This window comes from Emergencia sp. (assembly GCF_048465375.1).
Lineage (GTDB): Bacteria > Bacillota > Clostridia > Peptostreptococcales > Anaerovoracaceae > Senimuribacter.
The window spans coordinates 647,573-665,895 of record NZ_DBFWLQ010000024.1 but is presented as its reverse complement, the minus strand read 5'-3'; the positions used below and the strand labels follow the sequence as shown (position 1 = coordinate 665,895).

The following is an 18,323-nucleotide window of genomic DNA, read 5'->3' as shown; positions in this document are numbered from 1 at the left end:
AGAGACAGTCGGTGAAACAGGATGTGAATATCACTCTGGAGTCTGACACTTTAAAGAGAGGCACCTTAAGTGCAGTGTAAGCTGTACTGGAGGTAAGCAACTAGGGTGGTACCGCGGTTAAGTTACTAATCGTCCCTAATCGAAATCATATTCGGTTAGGGATTTTCTTTATACCCTAACCTGATTTCTGAAAGAAATCGTTGGTAGGTCAAACGCCAGAAAAGCCAAAACTTTAATTTTGTGATTTTTACGGCGCTGCCCTAACCTAACCAAAGAAATGGAAAGGAAGCAAGAATACAAATGTTTAAGAAACTATCAGAAAAACCTGTAGCAGAAGTGCAGAACGAACAGGTGAAACAGTGGAAAGAGGAAGACCTGCTGCATAAATGCGTGACAGCCAGAGAAGGTCAGCCTAAATTTGTCTTTTATGAAGGACCGCCGACGGCAAACGGGAAACCGGGCATTCACCACGTCATGGCGAGAACCCTGAAGGATTCCATCTGCCGTTATAAGACCATGAAGGGATTTCAGGTCAACAGAAAAGCGGGCTGGGATACTCACGGACTGCCTGTAGAAATCGAAGTGGAAAAGCAGCTGAACATGAGCGGCAAACAAGATATCGAAAAATACGGAATCAAGGAATTTAACGAGAAGTGCAAGGAGTCTGTATTTACCTACACCGGTATGTGGAGAGAGATGACAGAGAGAATGGGTTATCTGGTGGACTTGGACGACCCATATATCACATTGGACAACGATTATATCGAGTCCTGCTGGTGGATTCTCAAAGAATTCTTCAAAGAAGGGCTGATCTACGAAGGACACAAGATTCTCCCTTACTGTCCAAGATGCGGAACGGGACTGGCTTCCCACGAAGTAGCCCAGGGCTACAAGGAAGTAAAAGTCAACACCCTGGTCGCCAAGTTCAAGAGAAAGGATGCTGAAAACGAGTATTTCTTAGCGTGGACGACAACGCCTTGGACTCTGGCTTCCAACACCGTGCTCACCGTAGGTCCTGACATTGACTATATCAAAGCAAAGATGACAGAGGGCGAAGAGGAAGGAAACATCTTCTATGTCGCCAAAGCGCTGGCTGATAAAGTCCTGGGCGAAGGCAAATACGAAGTGGCTGCCGAAATGAAGGGAAGCGACTTGGAATACATTGAGTACGAACAGCTGATGCCTTTTGTAAAAGCAGATAAGAAAGCGTTCTTCGTAACTTGCATGGACTATGTATCCGTTGAAGACGGTACTGGTATCGTCCATACTGCACCGGCATTCGGTGAAGACGACTATCAGTGCGGCAGAAAATATAATCTTCCGATGCTGCAGCCTGTAGACGAAAGAGGATGTTATACTGAGACTCCGTGGGCCGGACGTTTTGTCATGGAAGAGGGTCTGGATGTGGACATCATCAAATGGCTGGCCAGCGAGGATAAGATCTTCAGCAAAGCGAAGCTGGAGCATAACTATCCGCACTGCTGGAGATGCAACACGCCGCTTGTGTACTATGCGAAACCGAGCTGGTATATCGAGATGAGCAAGCTGAAAGACAAGCTTGTTGAAAATAACAACACTGTCAACTGGTATCCTGATTTTGTCGGCGAGAAGAGATTTGGAAACTGGCTGTCAGAAGTGAAGGACTGGGCGATTTCCAGAACCAGATACTGGGGTACGCCGATTCCGGTGTGGAGATGCGAATGCGGCCATCTGGAATGCATCGGCAGCAGAGATGAACTGGCGGAAAAAGCCATCGAAGACATCGATAATACCATCGAGCTGCACAGACCGTATGTGGACGATGTTCACATCACATGCCCTCACTGCGGCAAACCGATGACCAGAATTCCAGAAGTCATGGATTGTTGGTTCGACTCTGGCGCGATGCCATTTGCCCAGTGGCACTACCCGTTTGAAAATAAAGACATCTTTGATGAGAAGCTGTTTCCGGCTGACTTCATCTGCGAGGGTATCGATCAGACCAGAGGCTGGTTCTATTCACTGATGGCGATTTCTACCTTTATCAAAGGCCAGGCTCCTTACAGAAATGTATTGGTAAACGATTTGATCCTGGACAAAGAAGGAAAGAAGATGTCAAAGTCCAAGGGAAATACAGTCTCACCATTTGAACTCTTCGACAAATACGGTGCAGACGCTACCAGATGGTATCTGCTCAGCGTATCGCCAGCCTGGTCACCGACCAAGTTTGACGAGGACGGATTAATTGACGTTGTCAGCAAGTTCTTTGGAACACTGAAGAATGTATACAACTTCTTCGTTCTCTATTCCAATCAGGACGATATCAAAGCCGACCAACTGGCCGTTGATTATGACAAAAGACCGGAGTTGGATCGATGGATCTTATCAAAATACAACCAACTGATTAAAGACGTAACGGAATATATGGACAGCTACGATCATATGAAGACCGTAAGAGCCATCACCGACTTTGTGGCTGAAGATTTGTCCAACTGGTATATCAGAAGAGCGAGAAGAAGATTCTATGCAGAGGAGATGACCGAGGATAAGAAGAGCGTTTATGCGACCACTTATGAAGTTTTAGTCGGTACAGCAAAACTGATCGCTCCGATTGCACCGTTCCTAGCTGACGAAATCTATACCAACCTGACTGGCGAAGAGAGCGTTCACGTGGCCTATTTCCCAGAAGCAAATCAAAAACTCATCGACAAAAAGGTCGAAGAGAGAATGGATCTGGTCAGAACCCTGGTCACTCTGGGAAGAGGCACCAGAGAAAAGGAGAGAATCAAGGTCAGACAGCCGCTTTCCGAAATCATGGTGGACGGAAAGTATAAAGCTACCATCGAAGATTTGACTCCACTGATCATGGAAGAACTGAACGTGAAAAACGTAGTCTTTGCAGAAGATCTGGATACCTTTATGAACTTCAGCTTGAAGCCGAACTTCAAGGTGGCAGGTCCTGTTCTAGGCAAAAAGATCAAAGCCTTTGGCGGCGCTCTTGCAAAAGAGAATGCAGCTGCGTTTGTCGCTAAGATGGAGGCAGACGGCAAGGTGGTTCTGAACCTGGACGGCGAAGATTTCGACATTGAGAAAGACTTTGTCGATGTGCGTATCAGCGCCAAGGAGGGCTTTGCCGTAGCCATGGAGAACAACGTGTTCACCATTTTAGATACGACAGTAACTCCTGAACTGGCTACAGAGGGACTGGCAAGAGAACTGGTTTCCAAGGTTCAGCAGATGCGTAAGCAGGAAGACTTTGAGATGATGGACAACATCAAAATCTTTGTTGCCGCAGATGAAGAGGTGCAGAAAGCTGTAGATACCTTTGAGGACTATATCAAAAAGGAAACTCTTGCTGTTGCCATCGAGAAGAAAGACGGTCTCAGTGAGTTTGACCTCAACGGTCATAAGACTGGAATCGGCGTAGAGAGAATTTAGCAAAAATCAGATAAATACAAGCCAATAGAAGCCCGGGAGACTGCAAAGCAGGCATTTCCCGGGCTTTTTTTGCCGTAAAACTGTTGTCTACGGAGCGTTGATTGCCTCTCCATCTGAGATTGTGTATACTAGCTGCAAAGGAGAGATAAGATTATGAAAAAGATAAACGAAACGTTTCATCCTATTGACATGGCAGACTGGGAAAGGCAGCAATACTTTTATTATTTTACCAAAATGCTGCCAACTGGTTATTCCATGACTGTAGAGATGGACATAACAGAGACTTATGACATGATAAAAGAGAAGGGAAGCAGTTTTTTTGCCGCCTACCTTTATACAACCTTAAAACAGCTGGCTGTACAGAAAGAGTTTAGGATTACCACGATTGACGGCAAATTGGGATATTTTGATGTACTGCATCCATCTTTCGCTGTATTGCATGAAGATGACAAGACCATGTCGAATATGTGGATTGCATATGCGGATAGCTTCATAACGTTTTCACAGCGTTATGAAGAGGATATGGCAAAGTTTAAGAATAATCATGGGATTCTGGCGAAACCGGATATGCCGCCGGCAAATAGCTGTATGATTGGCATGGTCCCCTGGATAGAATTCACTCACTACTGTCCAATCCCTTATGCACAGAGCGATTGCTATTTCCCCGTAATCCAAGCTGGGAAATATTTTACCCGCCAAGGAAGACGTCTGATGCCTTATTCCATCACTATCCACCATGCCGTCGCTGACGGTTATCATGTGGCAGCCTTCCTTGATGGTGTCCAGAACCTGCTGTCCAATCCCGAGACCTGGATAGATAAATGACGATTTTTTGATGCAGGCCACTTTCTTTTCTGCTATACTGTGGATAAGAATTTCCCAGGAAGCAGGTGGATTATGAAAAGAGGACTAGCCTTTCTGATTGCAGGCAGTGTTTTAGTGACGGCCTTTGCCGGGGCGCTGGACGTTTTGATCAGATACAATCTGGACTGGATTGATTTCATCAAATACAGCTTTCCCCTGACCAAGGCGGAGCAAAGTTACTTAAACGATACGGACATCGTCTGCGGCGTCAAATACAACGACCTGCCTCTTTCCTTTGTCAACGAAGAGAAAGAAAACGACGGTATTTTGATTGATTTTCTATCTCAGCTTTCTGTTGAGGTAGAAAATGCTATTTCTGTCAAATTGGAGCGGACAGAGGCTTTGGCGAGAGGACTGCAGCAGAAACAGTTTCAAGCGGTTATCGCCGAACGAGGAGATCTGCCGGCAGACGACTATTTTTTTACGGAACCTCTTTATATCATGCATGGAAAGATGTTGGTCAAAGAAGAGTCACCTTTTCAGAATATCAAGGAGATGAAAGATGTGCGAATTGCCGTGGAGCGGACAGAGGCGGATTCTGCCGATAGAATTATGGAGCTTTACGGTCACAAAAACATCAAAATCGTCTATGCGGAGGATTTTGACCAGGCTTTGGACATGCTGAAAACGGATCAGGTAGAGGTGGTGGCCGGAGACGAGACAAAGATATCCTACCACTTGAATCAAAAGCGGACTGATCAGTATTACCGATTCTTAAAGTATTCTTTTTCCCGCAAAGAGGTATGCATTGCCATAGAAAAGTCGCAAAAACAGCTGCTCAGTGCATTTAATAAGGGCATTTTGTCCATGAAGAAGAAAAATCTCATTGCCAAGACCCAGAGCAAGTGGTTTGGTGTTTTGGAGCCGGAGATGGTTGATATGCAGGAAGTCGATTTTATTTATAAGATCGCTCTGAGTTTTATGCTTTCCCTCGTGGCCTTTACCATATGGAATCTTTCGACGGCAAAAAAGGTCACAGATAAGACTAGAGAACTGCTGCACAGCAAAGAGCAGCTGCGTCTAATCATTGACACCTTAGACCGGGGGCTGATCATTACAGAGGAGGACGGCACCATCAATGAGGTGAACAGGGAACTTTGCAGGATTACAGGTGCAGGCAAGGAACAGCTGCAGAAGACTTCGGTCTCTGAGAACAGCGCATTACAGCGATTCTTTGGCAGGGATGACGAAAAAGTGTTCAGGCTGGATCAGCACTATTACATCAAAAAGACCATCGACCTGACCGACGAGCAGAAGCGGCTTTACATACTAGAGGACTGTACCCGCAGATATATCAACGAAATAAGAAACATCCAGGAGGAGAAGATGATTGCTGTAGGGCAGCTTTCTGCCGGCTTGGCCCATGAAATCAGAAATCCTCTGGGACTGATTCGAAGCTATATGTATTTGATCAAAAATTTCTGCACAGGAGAAGACGGGAAGCATGCTGTGGCAGTGATCAACGATTCTATCAACCGAATCAATGGTTTGATTGAGAGTCTGCTGAAATTTTCTAAGCTGTCCAGCGACGAATGCCAAGAGGTCAATCTTGACGAGCTGATCGGCAATATTCTGCGGCTGGAAAAAGAGCGGATGACAAAAAGGAACATCACCTGCGATTACCGTCTGGAATGGGGGGAAAGTGTTCACGTCTATCTCAATGAAGATCTGATGAAAATGATCATCATCAATTTGCTCAACAACAGCATTGAAGCTTTAGAAAAGGTGGAACGACAGGGGCGGATTGAGATTTATGTTCATGCGGATTCAGAAGCGGTGCGCATCATGTTCCGAGACAACGGCTGTGGTGTTGACAGTGAAAAGCTTCTGAAGATTTTCAATCCTTTTTATACTGATAAAGAACAGGGAACCGGACTAGGACTTTATATCATCAGCTCGCAGCTGGAGCAGATCGGGGGGACGATCCGAGCGGAAAGTGCGGAAGGGGAAGGCACGACCTTCTATATTGAAATACCGACAAGGAGGATGGAAGATGAATAGCAAAGCCGGATATAGAATTTTGATTGTAGATGACGAACCAGAATACCAGAAGGTGGTCTCTCTGATTTTGGATGGAGCCGGTTATCACACGGATGCCTGCTCCAATGGGCGGCAGGCTATAGAATTTCTTCGAGATCATGAGATTCACCTGGTTATCACTGATCTGCGCATGCCGGAGATGGACGGCGAGGAGCTGATCAAACAGCTGACGGGAACCAATCCGGATTTGGATATCATCGTCATGACAGCCTACGGCTCCATCGAAAGTGCTGTGGACACGATCAAATACGGCGCAAAGGACTATTTTGTAAAGAGCAATGATCTAGAAGAACTGATGATTAAAGTGGAACGACTGGCAAAATTGAAACGGCTGGAGGAGAAGAGCAACATTCTGCTGAAAAATCAAAACAGCGAGAACATGTTTCTGCAGTCCCAAAACGAAACATTTCTCAAACTGCTGGACCTCTGTGACAAGACGGCGGGCACCAATATCAACGTATTGCTGCTGGGAGAGTCGGGCGTAGGCAAGGAGGTATTTGCAAACTACATCCACAGCCGGGGGAGCCGCTGTAAGGAGCCTTTTGTTCCCATCAACTGTCAGGCCTACCCGGAGGGCGTCATTGAATCAGAACTATTCGGTCACGAAAAAGGCGCCTTCACCGGTGCGACAGCAAAACGGATCGGCAAGTTTGAAGAGGCAAATTTTGGTACTCTTTTTTTGGACGAAATCTGTGACTTGCCACTGAGCCTGCAGGGGAAGCTGCTGCGGGTTTTGGAGAATAAGAAGATTGAACGGATCGGCAGCAATAAGTCCATCGACCTCGATGTGAGACTGATTTCGGCAACCAACAAGGTGCCGGAGGACGAGATCGTCAGCGGCAGGTTCCGAGAGGATCTGCTCTACAGAATTAACACCTTGACCATGGTGATTCCGCCCATCAGAGAGAGAAAGGAAGATCTGCCGGGGCTGATCGATTTCTTCCTGCGTAAAATCGAAATGGAGCAGAAGAAAAAAATCGTCAAGGTGGAGGATCGAGTCATGTCCGTCCTGCTGAGTTATGACTATCCCGGCAACGTGCGGGAACTGAAAAACATTATCGAGAGGATGGTGGCCCTCAGTGAAGAGGGGGTCGTTACAGCGGACGACCTGCCTGTCTCCCTTCACACTGTATCTGGCGACGGCGGTATGAAGATCGATCAAAATCTGACCCTGCGAGACGCCCGGACAGCCTTTGAAAAGCAGTATATCGAGAACGCGCTGCAAGAAGCAGGGGGCAATGTGACCAGGTGTGCAGGGGCGCTGGGCATCACCCCGAGGCAGCTTTGGAACAAGATCAATGAATATAAAATAGATCCGAAACCGTGAAACTTTTTTCACGGTTTCTTTATAGTGAGAAATAAATTTCATGGCCGAAAGGCGAAAATTTAAAAATTCTCACGAAATATCGGGTTCGGGCATGTGGCACAGTTTTTGCTATGTTATTAGATGATCGAGAGGTGTTGATGATGAAGAAACGTTTTACAGCAGCAATGGAAAAAGTGAAGTTAGCATATGCACAGGAGCGGCCTTTATCAGAGAAACTCCATAAAGAAGCGCGCAGATTTCTGCCCGGCGGCGATACGCGAACGGCCACTTTCTTTCTGCCATACCCCAATTTTATTGAAAGAGGCAGTGGCGCATATCTCTACGATGTGGACGGTCACAGACTTTTAGACTTCCAGAACAATTATACTTCTTTAATTCACGGCCATGGTCACAGACAGACAGCAGAGGCAGTGCAGAAGCAGATTTCTCTGGGCAGCGCTTACGCAGCGCCTTTTGAAGCACAGACTCGTCTCGCCAGCCTTTTGACAGAGCGTTTTCCGGGGCTGGAACTGGTCCGCTTTACCAATTCGGGAACAGAAGCCAATATGCATGCATTGCGCATTGCCAGGGCTTATACGGGAAAGGCGAAGATCATCAAGACAGAGGGCGGCTATCACGGCACCACAGATGTGTTTGAAGCCAGTGTTGACCCCAATATCAAAAAAGCCGGTACACTGGATCAGATGAAAGTGATTCCCGAGAGCAGAGGTGTTTCTGCTAATGCGCTGAAAGATGTCCTGGTCGTGCCTTTTAACGATATCGAGAGAACTAGGGCGGTCATAGAAGGAAACTATCGGGAGACGGCTTGCCTGATCATCGAGCCGATTATGGGCTCAGCAGGGCAGATTACGCCGATGAAAGAATATCTGGCCTTCCTGAGAGACATCACCAGAAACTATCATATTCTGCTCATCTTTGACGAGGTTGTCACAGGCAGACTGTCATTAGGCGGGGCGCAGAAGTTCTATGGAGTCACTCCGGATATTACCACGCTAGGAAAGATCATCGGCGGCGGAACGCCGGTCGGCGCATTCGGCGGAAAGCGGGAAATCATGGAGCTTTACGACCCGAAACAGAAGAAAATGTACCATTCAGGTACTTTTAACGGCAATGCTTTGACTGTAGCGGCCGGCTTGGCAGCCATGGAATGCTATGATCAAGAGGCAGTGGACCATGTGAACCGTCTGGGCAGGCTGTTCGCTGAAGAGATGAGAGAAATTTATCACCGCCTGGGTCTGAATATGAAGGTCAGCGGTGAAGGCTCCATTTACAACATTCTGTTTACAGATAGGGAAGTACGCAATTACAGGGACGTTGCAGCCTCCCATGAGGAGTTGAATAAACTGCTCTATATGCTCTTGCTGACCAAAGGCGTGTTTAACGCGGAACGAGGCATGTTCTGCATGTCCACAGCGATGGAGGAAAGGGATGTCCGCTTCGGCCTCCAGCAGGTAGAAATCGCCCTTGCGGAGATGCTGCCAGTCATTGAAGAAGTCGGACCAGAGCTGATAATATAATCTGATGTATCCGGCGGAAGCCGTGTATATATACTTATTTACTTCATTGATATTATATTTGTTAGGAGGAATTATCATGACAAAAGAAAGAAAACCCCGGCTGCCAAAGGTCTGGGAAGCATTGATTCCGGTAATTTTTATGATGGTCATTATCATACTGAGTACGGTAAAATGGGGACTGGATCCCCACATGCCTATTGTGGCGTCCTGTGTAGTTGCATCTCTCGTTGCAGTTAAGTGCGGCTATTCCTGGGCGGATATCGCAGCAGGCGCTTTTGACAGTATCAGAAGGACGGTGGAAGCCCTTTTGATTATCATGTGCGTGGGCATGCTGATCGGTTCCTGGGTATGGTCAGGCACTATGCCGGCCATGGTCTACTATGGATTGGATCTGATTTCGCCGGGTGCCTTCCTGGTGGTAGGTGCAATTTTGACCGCTATCGTGGGACTTGCAACCGGTTCGTCCTGGACAGCTTCCGGAACGGTAGGCGTAGCGTTGATGGGCATTGCCATGGGGCTGGGTATCAATCCGGCATTAGCGGCAGGCATGGTCATTTCCGGTGCTTATACCGGGGACAAGTTATCTCCCCTTTCTGACAGTACCAATGTGGCGGCGGCAGGTGCTGAAACACCGCTGTATGACCATGTGAGCGCGATGATGACGACCACCATTCCGTCATTTCTAATCGCCCTGGTTCTTTATGGCATCGTAGGTGTCATGGTCATTGACGAATCCGGTTACGATGCTTCTCTGGCACTGGATATTCAAAACGCGATTGCCGATAACTTCTATCTGTCACCGTGGATCATGCTGCCGGTACTGGTGGTTATTTTCGGCGCAGTAAAGAAAATTCCGGCAATACCGTCTCTGCTTCTGGCGGCGGCCTGCGGCGGTGTGGTCGCTATGGCTGCTCAGGGTGCTTCCTTTGCTGAAGTATTTGGAGGACTGCAGACTGGCTTCAGCATCGAAAGCGGAAATGCAGTTGCAGATAATTTGCTCAACAGAGGCGGCATTGACTCCATGATGTGGACTATTTCTCTCATCATGTTCGCCCTGTTCTTCGGCGGCGTGTTGGAAAAGTGCGGATTTGTCGAAGTCCTTTTGGGCAGACTGGTAAAAAGGGTGAAGACAGTGGGAGGCCTTGTCCTCTGTACCATCGTAACAGGTATCATCTGTGATGTCGTTCTGACTGACCAATATCTGGCCATCCTGGTTCCTGGAAGAATGTACACCAAAGCCTTTGATGAAAAGGGTCTGAGCAGAAGCTTCCTGTCGAGAACCACGGAAGATGGCGCTACCCTCTGGTCACCGATGATTCCTTGGAACGGCTGTGGAGCTTATCAGTCGGCAACCTTAGGCGTGTCCAATTGGGCATTTATGCCTTACGCCTTTATGAACCTGATCAACCCGGTCCTCGCTATCGTGATTTCCTATATGGGCATTGGCATTAAATACAAAGAATATGACGGAAAGACGAGAGCAGAGATCAAAGAACTGAAAGCGAAGAGAAAGGCAGAGAAGCGCAATGGTTAAGGTCAAAGCGTATGATGACAGGGCCTTGAGCAAGTCCACCAGGGCGGCGGCCTCGATTGCGGGGATCGCACTTATCGCTCTGAGTGCCTTTTCATCAGTGAAGTATTCCGCTGTCATCGGTGTCGTCCTGCTGTTGGCAGTGATTTTTGGAAAAGAGACCTACGCGACGGAAGAAGGGATTTCTATGGAGTATGATTTTCTCGTATTTAAACACGTTATTCACTGGGACTTTGAAGAAATAACGGATATCCATCTGGAAGGGATTCGGGGCGGCCATCAGGGCATGCACTTTCTGAGGGACGTGATGACGAGACGTCTCTTGTTCAGCCGTGAGGAAGTGGAACAGGTGCTGCAGATGGCTAAAAGCCGTAATGGCGCCATCCATGTGGAAAAAATTGATTGAAAAGAATAGGAGTGAAATAAATAGCTTTGCGCTGATTCGCCGGTGCAAAGCTATTTGTATGTTATTGACACAAAAGTGCGGGCCTAATATCCAAACTGCCTCCGTACGGGGAGGATGCCAAAAGTGCAGAAGACAGATTTCACTTTCTTGATGCAGAATCTGTTTTTTTCTGCTATACTTGAAAGTAATGCAGGTAAAAAGCCGGGAGGAGGGCATTCCGATGATGGATACCCGCAGAATGTACACAACACTTATATCTATAACGAGATAGAATGACAAGGAAAGATGATGAACGAAAAAATAAACTTACGTGACCTGCAGCTTTCTGAACTGGAGGTTTTGATCAAATCCCTAGGACAGCCTGCTTTTAGAGCGAAACAAGTGTTTCAGTGGATCTATAAAGGTGTGACGGACTTTGAGCAGATGGCCAATGTACCAAAAGCCCTGCGCGAGCAGCTGGCAGAGGTCAGTCAGATCGGCAGACTGAATATCTTGGAAATACAGAAATCCAAGTCCGACGGTACGCGGAAATATCTCTTCGAACTTGCAGATGGCTGCACGATTGAGAGTGTATTCATGAAATATAAATACGGCAATTCCATCTGTGTATCTTCGCAGGCGGGATGCCGAATGGGGTGCCGGTTCTGCGCATCGACGAGGAATGGCCTCATGCGTCATTTAAGCCCGGGAGAGATTCTTTCACAGCTGATGGAAGCAGAAGCCGATACCGGCGAAAAAATCGGCCATATTGTCGTTATGGGTACAGGAGAGCCCTTTGACAACTATGAGAACCTGGCAGCCTTCCTCAGAATCGTCAATCATAAAGACGGTTTGCATATCGGCATGCGAAACATCACTGTTTCCACCTGCGGACTGGTGCCGGTGATTGAACGTTTTGCAGAAGATTTTCCACAGGTAAATCTGGCAATCTCACTCCATGGAACGACTGACGCAATCAGAGGGGCGATGATGCCGGTCAACCAGAAGTATCCGCTGGGCATTTTGCTGAAAACCTGCAGGGCTTATACCGAGAAGACTGGACGCCGCATCACCTTTGAATACACATTGGTAAACGGTGTCAATGATAGTGACGGCGACGCAGACCGGCTCTGCACACTGCTCCGCGGCATGCTTTGTCATGTCAATCTGATTCCTTTGAACAAAGTGGAAGAATCAGGCTTTGATACGGTCAGCCGTGAGCGGGCTGCGGAATTTCAGCAGATTTTGGAGAAGCGGGGAATTCCTGCTACGGTGCGGAGGGAGCTGGGTGCCGATATCGACGCTGCCTGTGGACAACTTCGACTGAGGAAACGATAAAAATAATACTATATGTAGATATTCGTAGAAAGAAAGAGAGGTCAGACATGAGTAAACACACAATGTTGTTATTATCTACTGTTTTTTGGGGCGCTGCACTTATTTTGTTCGTCTTATTCTTTACTAAAAGAAAGTTCATTCATCTTGCAATTGCCTTCGGGTTAACTGTCCTTGGCGGTATTTTCAAATTTATGTTTAAGAATCTCTGACGCTGCAGTTATAAAAGATTGTTATGAAAATGCCAGTTTGCAGTATCCTATTGATTTTTTGTAATTTTTTCCATCAATTCTGTTTAATATGCAATTAAAAGAATATTCGAAAAAGAACGAATGATTTTTCATTGGTTCTTTTTTTGTGTGCCAATTTACTTGATTTACACCATGACAGGAATCCAGACAACATGGGCATGATTCAGATTTTTTTGAAGTTTCTTTTATTAGAATTGCGTAAAAAAATTCCTTGCCATTGTTCATTCTACGTGCTATTATTGTGTCTGTTAACAAAAAGGAAGGTGAAAAGTTATGAAGGAAATACATGAGTTAGCAATGGAAAACTCGTCAGAGGTCATAGAACTCAGACGAGATATACATAAACATCCTGAAATTGGCAGAAAGGAATTTCGCACAGCCAATCTGATTCGAAAAAAATTAGCGGAATACGGTGTGGATCAGATTGAGAGTCCGGTTCCGACTGCAGTCGTCGCTATCATTGACGGAAAAAAGGGAGCGGGTAAGTGCGTCGCTCTGAGAGCGGATATCGACGCTCTTCCTGTAGAGGAGGAGACAGGGCTGTCATATGCCAGTGAAGTGCCGGGTATGATGCACGCCTGTGGTCACGACATGCATGTGGCAATGCTTTTGGGCGTGGCAAAGATTCTCTGCCAGAAACGGGAAGAATTTGCTGGCACCGTAAAACTGATCTTTCAGCACAGTGAGGACACCATGCCGGGCGGTGCGAAAGAACTGGTAGAAAAGGGCGTTTTAGAGAATCCTCAGGTGGACGCCATCTACGGAATGCATGTGTACCCTGACGAAGACAAAGTCGGCAAAATCGGTATCCATGCCGGCCCCTTGACGACTTCAGTGGACATCTATAATGTAACAGTCAAGGGAAAAGGTGGCCACGGATCAGAGCCGCACACCACAAAAGACCCGATTTTGGCAGCTTGTGAGATGGTTACCCTGCTGCAGCAGATTCCTGCCAGATATATCAATCCACTGGAGACAGTCGTGTTTCCGATTTGTACTATTCAGGGAGGGGAGGCGGTCAATGTCATCCCGTCAGAAGCAAAGTTTTCCGGTGTAGCGCGTACTTACAATAATGCAGTTCGCGGTCAGATCAAAGAGCAAGTAACGCAAATCGCAGAAGGCGTTGGGACCCTCAGCGGCTGTAGAATAGAAGTGGACCACATCGTGGGCTATCCGGCCTGTTATAATGATAAAGCTTTGATCGAAGTGGCAGAATCCGCCATAGGAGAAACCTTGGGGGAAGATGCTATCGTCCAGCTGGGAGAGCCAAAGTCTTTCAGTGAGGATTTCAGTTATTTTACAGAGCTGTCAGACATTCCTGGCGCATACATGCTTCTATTTGCAGGGCACGAAGGGGATCTGGTTTCTCTTCACAATCCGAAGTGCGCTATGAAGGAAGAAGCTATGCCAACCGGTGTAGCTGCAATGGCAAGCACGGCACTGAAATTCCTAGAAGGTTAATATATAAAAATTGAGGATAGAAAGGAAGTAAGAAAGAATGTATAATTTCGTACTAGCATTTGTAATCTGTGCAGCTGTTTATGTCATCGGCGAAGTCGTATCAACGATAACAAAAGCGTGGATTCCATCTGTGTTTGTAACAGCAGTCGTATTGCTGATCGGCTACTGGACAATTCTGCCAAAAGAAGTAATTGGAGATTCCAATATGCTGCTTTTTGCAGGAACCACAGGTATTTTTTTATTGATTACCCACATGGGTACTGTAATCAGCTTAAAGCAGCTGATGGAACAGTGGCGGACGATCGTGGTCTGCCTGACTGGACTGGCGGGGATGATTGGACTGGGATATTTCGTAGGACCGCTGATCATCGATAAGGCTTATGTCATCGCAGGACTGCCTCCTTTGACAGGCGGTATCGTGGCTGCTACGGTTATGCGTGATGCCGCAGAAGCGGCAGGACTTAAAGTGGCTGGCGTATTTGCTATTGCCATGTACTGCATCCAGGGTTTTGCCGGCTATCCTTTGACCGCTGTCTGCCTCCAGAAGGAAGGAAGACGCCTTTTGAAGGGACTGCGCAGCGGCGAAGTCGTCTTAACAGAGAGAGATAGAAAGGAAATGGCCAACGTAGGCATGACGGCTATCGCAAGTGACGATGATGTCAAAAAGCTAATTCCGAAAGTTCCTGACAAGTGGAATACGCCGGTTCTTATGCTGTTAAAACTGGGTATCGTGGCATGGTTCGCATTCATGCTGGGCAGTTGGAGTGGCATCAACGGCGCAATCTGGGCGCTGGTATTGGGGGTCGTCTTTACAAGATTGGGATTCCTGGACACGAATCTGTTAAACAGAGCTAATTCTTTCCAGATTACCATGTTTGCTCTGATGATGTATGTATTTGACGGACTGAAGGACTGCACGCCTGCAATGCTGAAGAGCATCATCGGACCGATGATTCTTTTGATTGTCATCGGCGTCATCGGCATGGCCATCGCTGCATTCCTCATCTCCAAGATATTGAGAATGTCATTTCCTTTGGCTTTTGCCAACGGTCTGACTGCCTTATACGGATTCCCTTGTGATGCCATCATCACTGAATCCACCTGCAATGCCTTGGGCGCTAACGAGGAGGAGAGATCTTATCTGCTGAGCAAGATGTTCCCATCTATGGTAGTGGGTGGATTTGTCACTGTAACCATTACATCTGTTTTCGTTGCAGGACTTTTCGCGAAGATGTTATAAGGGTTCCGTTCATATAACGACGTAGTCGAGAGGAAGGAACCCATGAAACATGTGCTGCAATGATAGATTTAAAGGAATACACATGATACAATAAAAGTATTACATATATTAAGAGAATCACATCAGATGTGGTTCTCTTATGTATTTAAAATAACAATGAAATAAGGTGATGAAAATGAATATTTTAGAAACGGCCGCAAAATACGGCGACTATCAGATCAAAATGCGCCGCTATTTTCACGAGAATCCAGAAATCAGCGAGCACGAGTTCAATACAAGTAAAATGGTAAAAGAGGAGCTGGATAAAATCGGCGTGCCATGGAAAGCCTGCGGTTTGGAAACAGGAGTTCTTGCCACGATTCAGGGCGCAAGACCGGGGAAGACGATTCTGATTCGCGGAGACATGGATGCACTGACCGTAAACGAAGATACAGGACTGTCTTATGCCAGCAAAAACGAGGGGATTATGCATGCCTGCGGTCATGACTGTCATACATCTATGATGCTGACTGCCGCACACATTCTAAACGATATGAAAGCAGAACTGTGTGGAACCGTGAAGCTGGCATTTCAGCCGGCTGAAGAGGTTGCGACTGGTGCAAAATCAATGATTGAGCAGGGTGCATTAGACGGCGTTGACGGCTGCTTTGGCATTCACGTGTGGTCTGACGTTCCTGCAGGACATATCTGCTGCCAACCGGGTCCGAGGATGGCTTCTGCCGATCAGTTCATCATTCGGGTCAAAGGAAAGGGCGGACACGGTGCGGCTCCCCACCAGTGTGTGGACGCCGCCGTGGTATCCTCCGCTATCGTCAGCAGCTTGCAGACCATCGTCAGCCGCGAAATTGCGCCAGTGGATTCTGCCGTCGTAACCGTAGGACGGATGGATGTGGGCACTCGCTGGAACGTAGTGGCAGAAGATGCTGTTTTAGAAGGAACTTCCCGCTGTTTCAGCAACGAGGCTTGGCAACTGCTTCCTGAGAGAATCGAAAGTATCGCTAAGGATACTGCAAAGGTATTCCGCGCAGAGGCAGAAGTAGAAAATATTAGGCTGGTTCCACCGACGATAAACGAGGAAACCATGTCGACCATTGCGTGTGAAGCAGCGAAGAAAATCATGGGGGAAGAAGCACCTGTTTCTTCAGAAGCCACCATGGGCGGAGAAGATTTTGCATTTTTCATGCAGAAGGTGCCAGGAGCGGTTGCGCTACTCGGTGTAGGCAACGAGGCTTGCGGGGCCATCTGGCCGCAGCATTCTGGCAAATTCTGCGTAGATGAAAGTGCTCTCTTAAAGGGCGCAATGTTATACGCACAGGTCGCCATGGATTTTAACCGTAAATAAATCACAAACTATCATAGAGATGCTGCAAAATGGTTAAAGTACAGCTATTGTGCAGTATCTTTTTTATTTATATTAACTAGTTTTTTGAACTTATATTGTTTTTTTCTCTAAAATTAGCAGAAAAATTTGTTTTAACGACAAATCCAGAAGATTTTACTTGCATTATTGATGAAATAAAAATAAAATAATTTATGTCTGTATTTTAAATCATACAAATTGAAGGAAGGATTTTTATGGATTTTACAAAAGCAATTAAAGATTCCATGGAACCTTTGGCACGTGATATTTCTGCCCTCTGCAGAATTAACAGTGTTGAAGGAGAACCAAAGCCGGGAATGCCTTTTGGTGAAGGTCCGGCAATGGCCCTTGCGGAAGCTCTGAAAATGGGTGAAGCGATGGGCTTTAAGACCGAGAATTTTGACAATTATGTCGGTCACATTGAATATGGCGAAGGAGAAGAACTCCTTGGCATCTTAGGCCATGTGGATGTAGTTCCTGCTGGAGACGGCTGGGAAAGCGACCCATGGGGAGGCGTCATCAAGGATGGAAAAATCTGGGGCAGGGGGACTCTGGATGATAAAGGTCCTGTTCTGACTTGCCTCTATGCGATGAAGATTCTCAAGGACTTGAACGTTCCTCTGAAAAAGAGAGTTCGTATCATCCTCGGAACCAACGAAGAAACCGATTGGAAATGTATGGAGTATTACCTAAAAGAGGTAAAACCAGAACTTCCAACTTTGGCTTTCTCACCAGATGCTGAGTTCCCAGTAACTTATGCAGAAATGGGAATGCTGCAGTACATATTGACAAGACCAATAACCGAGGATATAGAGATTGAAGGCGGTGGCGCGTTTAATTCCGTTCCTTCTTCAGCTAAAGTGTCTCTGCCGAGCGCACTTGAAGAAGAACTGAAAAAAGCCATCAATACAAGTGAAGATCCATCTATCTACACTTACGAGGTATCTGATGGCAGACTGATTCTGTCAACAAAGGGTGTAGGCGCTCATGCGGCACATCTTCAAGAGGGAAAGAACGCTGTCAGCTACATGATGCAGCTGCTGGCTGAACTGCCTGTAGAGGGAGAACTGAAAGAAATCGTTACATTCTATAACGACCATTTCGGAACCTGTCTGTATGGCGAGAAGATGGGCATCGCTGCAGAAGATGAGGCTTCCGGCAAGCTGACACTGAATATCGGTAAAATCTTTGTCAAAGACGGGAAACTGAACCTTTACTGTGACAGTCGAGTACCTGTCAGCTTACCGATAGAAGAGATTGAAAAAAAGGTAAAAGTTGTTCTGAAAGACAGCGGCTATCACTTCGAAGTCGCTTCCAAGGAAGATGCTCTCTATGTACCAAAGGATTCAAAGCTGGTTACGACTTTGATGGAAGCTTACAGGAAGGTCACGGGAGACACAGAAAGTCAGCCGATGTCATCCGGCGGTGCGACTTACTCCAGAACGATGGACAACTGTGTAGCTTTCGGCTGTCTTCTGCCGGATCAGGAAGACACCATGCATCAGGCGAACGAATGCTTAGAACTGGACAAGCTGGAAATCTGGCTGAAGATCTGCCTGGAGGCCATCTATCAGCTGGCTAAATAAGAAAAGATA

The 18,323-nt window shown here is 46.8% G+C and carries 13 protein-coding genes; all 13 read left to right on the top strand.

The window, feature by feature from the left end:
* The first annotated feature begins 294 nt into the window (after positions 1-294).
* Positions 295-3,417 carry an isoleucine--tRNA ligase gene (gene ileS / locus ACMQ5W_RS18345; RefSeq protein WP_419026484.1) on the top strand — a complete coding sequence of 1,041 codons (3,123 nt, stop codon included), beginning with the start codon at positions 295-297 and terminating at the stop codon, positions 3,415-3,417.
* 153 nt (positions 3,418-3,570) lie between these two features.
* Positions 3,571-4,242 carry a CatA-like O-acetyltransferase gene (locus ACMQ5W_RS18340; protein WP_419026409.1) on the top strand — a complete coding sequence of 224 codons (672 nt, stop codon included), beginning with the start codon at positions 3,571-3,573 and terminating at the stop codon, positions 4,240-4,242.
* Between the two features lie 72 nt (positions 4,243-4,314).
* Positions 4,315-6,282: an ATP-binding protein gene (locus ACMQ5W_RS18335; RefSeq protein WP_419026408.1), complete on the top strand. Its 1,968-nt coding sequence runs from the start codon at positions 4,315-4,317 to the stop codon at positions 6,280-6,282.
* Entirely contained in the window at positions 6,275-7,648 is a 1,374-nt protein-coding gene (locus tag ACMQ5W_RS18330; RefSeq protein ID WP_419026407.1) for a sigma-54-dependent transcriptional regulator, read from the top strand. Before ACMQ5W_RS18335 ends, ACMQ5W_RS18330 begins: the two co-directional genes overlap by 8 nt.
* Positions 7,649-7,785: 137 nt before the next feature.
* Entirely contained in the window at positions 7,786-9,165 is a 1,380-nt protein-coding gene (locus tag ACMQ5W_RS18325) for an aspartate aminotransferase family protein (RefSeq protein WP_419026406.1), read from the top strand.
* A gap of 76 nt (positions 9,166-9,241) precedes the next feature.
* A complete protein-coding gene (nhaC, locus tag ACMQ5W_RS18320; RefSeq protein WP_419026405.1) occupies positions 9,242-10,699 on the top strand; it encodes a Na+/H+ antiporter NhaC in 1,458 nt (485 codons plus the stop codon).
* On the top strand, positions 10,692-11,102 hold the full coding sequence (locus ACMQ5W_RS18315) for a hypothetical protein (protein ID WP_419026404.1): 411 nt from the start codon (positions 10,692-10,694) through the stop codon (positions 11,100-11,102). Before nhaC ends, ACMQ5W_RS18315 begins: the two co-directional genes overlap by 8 nt.
* Before the next feature lie 123 nt (positions 11,103-11,225).
* Complete coding sequence (locus ACMQ5W_RS18310; protein WP_419026403.1) at positions 11,226-11,378, top strand: hypothetical protein; 153 nt, start codon at positions 11,226-11,228, stop codon at positions 11,376-11,378.
* A gap of 12 nt (positions 11,379-11,390) precedes the next feature.
* Positions 11,391-12,419, top strand: a complete 1,029-nt coding sequence (gene rlmN / locus ACMQ5W_RS18305; protein WP_419026402.1) for a 23S rRNA (adenine(2503)-C(2))-methyltransferase RlmN — start codon at positions 11,391-11,393, stop codon at positions 12,417-12,419.
* Between the two features lie 521 nt (positions 12,420-12,940).
* Entirely contained in the window at positions 12,941-14,128 is a 1,188-nt protein-coding gene (locus tag ACMQ5W_RS18300) for a M20 metallopeptidase family protein (RefSeq protein ID WP_419026401.1), read from the top strand.
* A gap of 37 nt (positions 14,129-14,165) precedes the next feature.
* The gene (locus tag ACMQ5W_RS18295) at positions 14,166-15,368 is read left to right on the top strand and encodes a hypothetical protein (protein WP_419026400.1); all 1,203 of its coding nucleotides are present in this window, start codon (positions 14,166-14,168) and stop codon (positions 15,366-15,368) included.
* Between the two features lie 175 nt (positions 15,369-15,543).
* Positions 15,544-16,710 (top strand): amidohydrolase, encoded by a 1,167-nt coding sequence (locus ACMQ5W_RS18290; protein WP_419026399.1) that lies wholly within the window; start codon positions 15,544-15,546, stop codon positions 16,708-16,710.
* Between the two features lie 233 nt (positions 16,711-16,943).
* Positions 16,944-18,314 carry a dipeptidase PepV gene (pepV, locus tag ACMQ5W_RS18285; protein ID WP_419026398.1) on the top strand — a complete coding sequence of 457 codons (1,371 nt, stop codon included), beginning with the start codon at positions 16,944-16,946 and terminating at the stop codon, positions 18,312-18,314.
* Positions 18,315-18,323 lie beyond the last annotated feature (9 nt).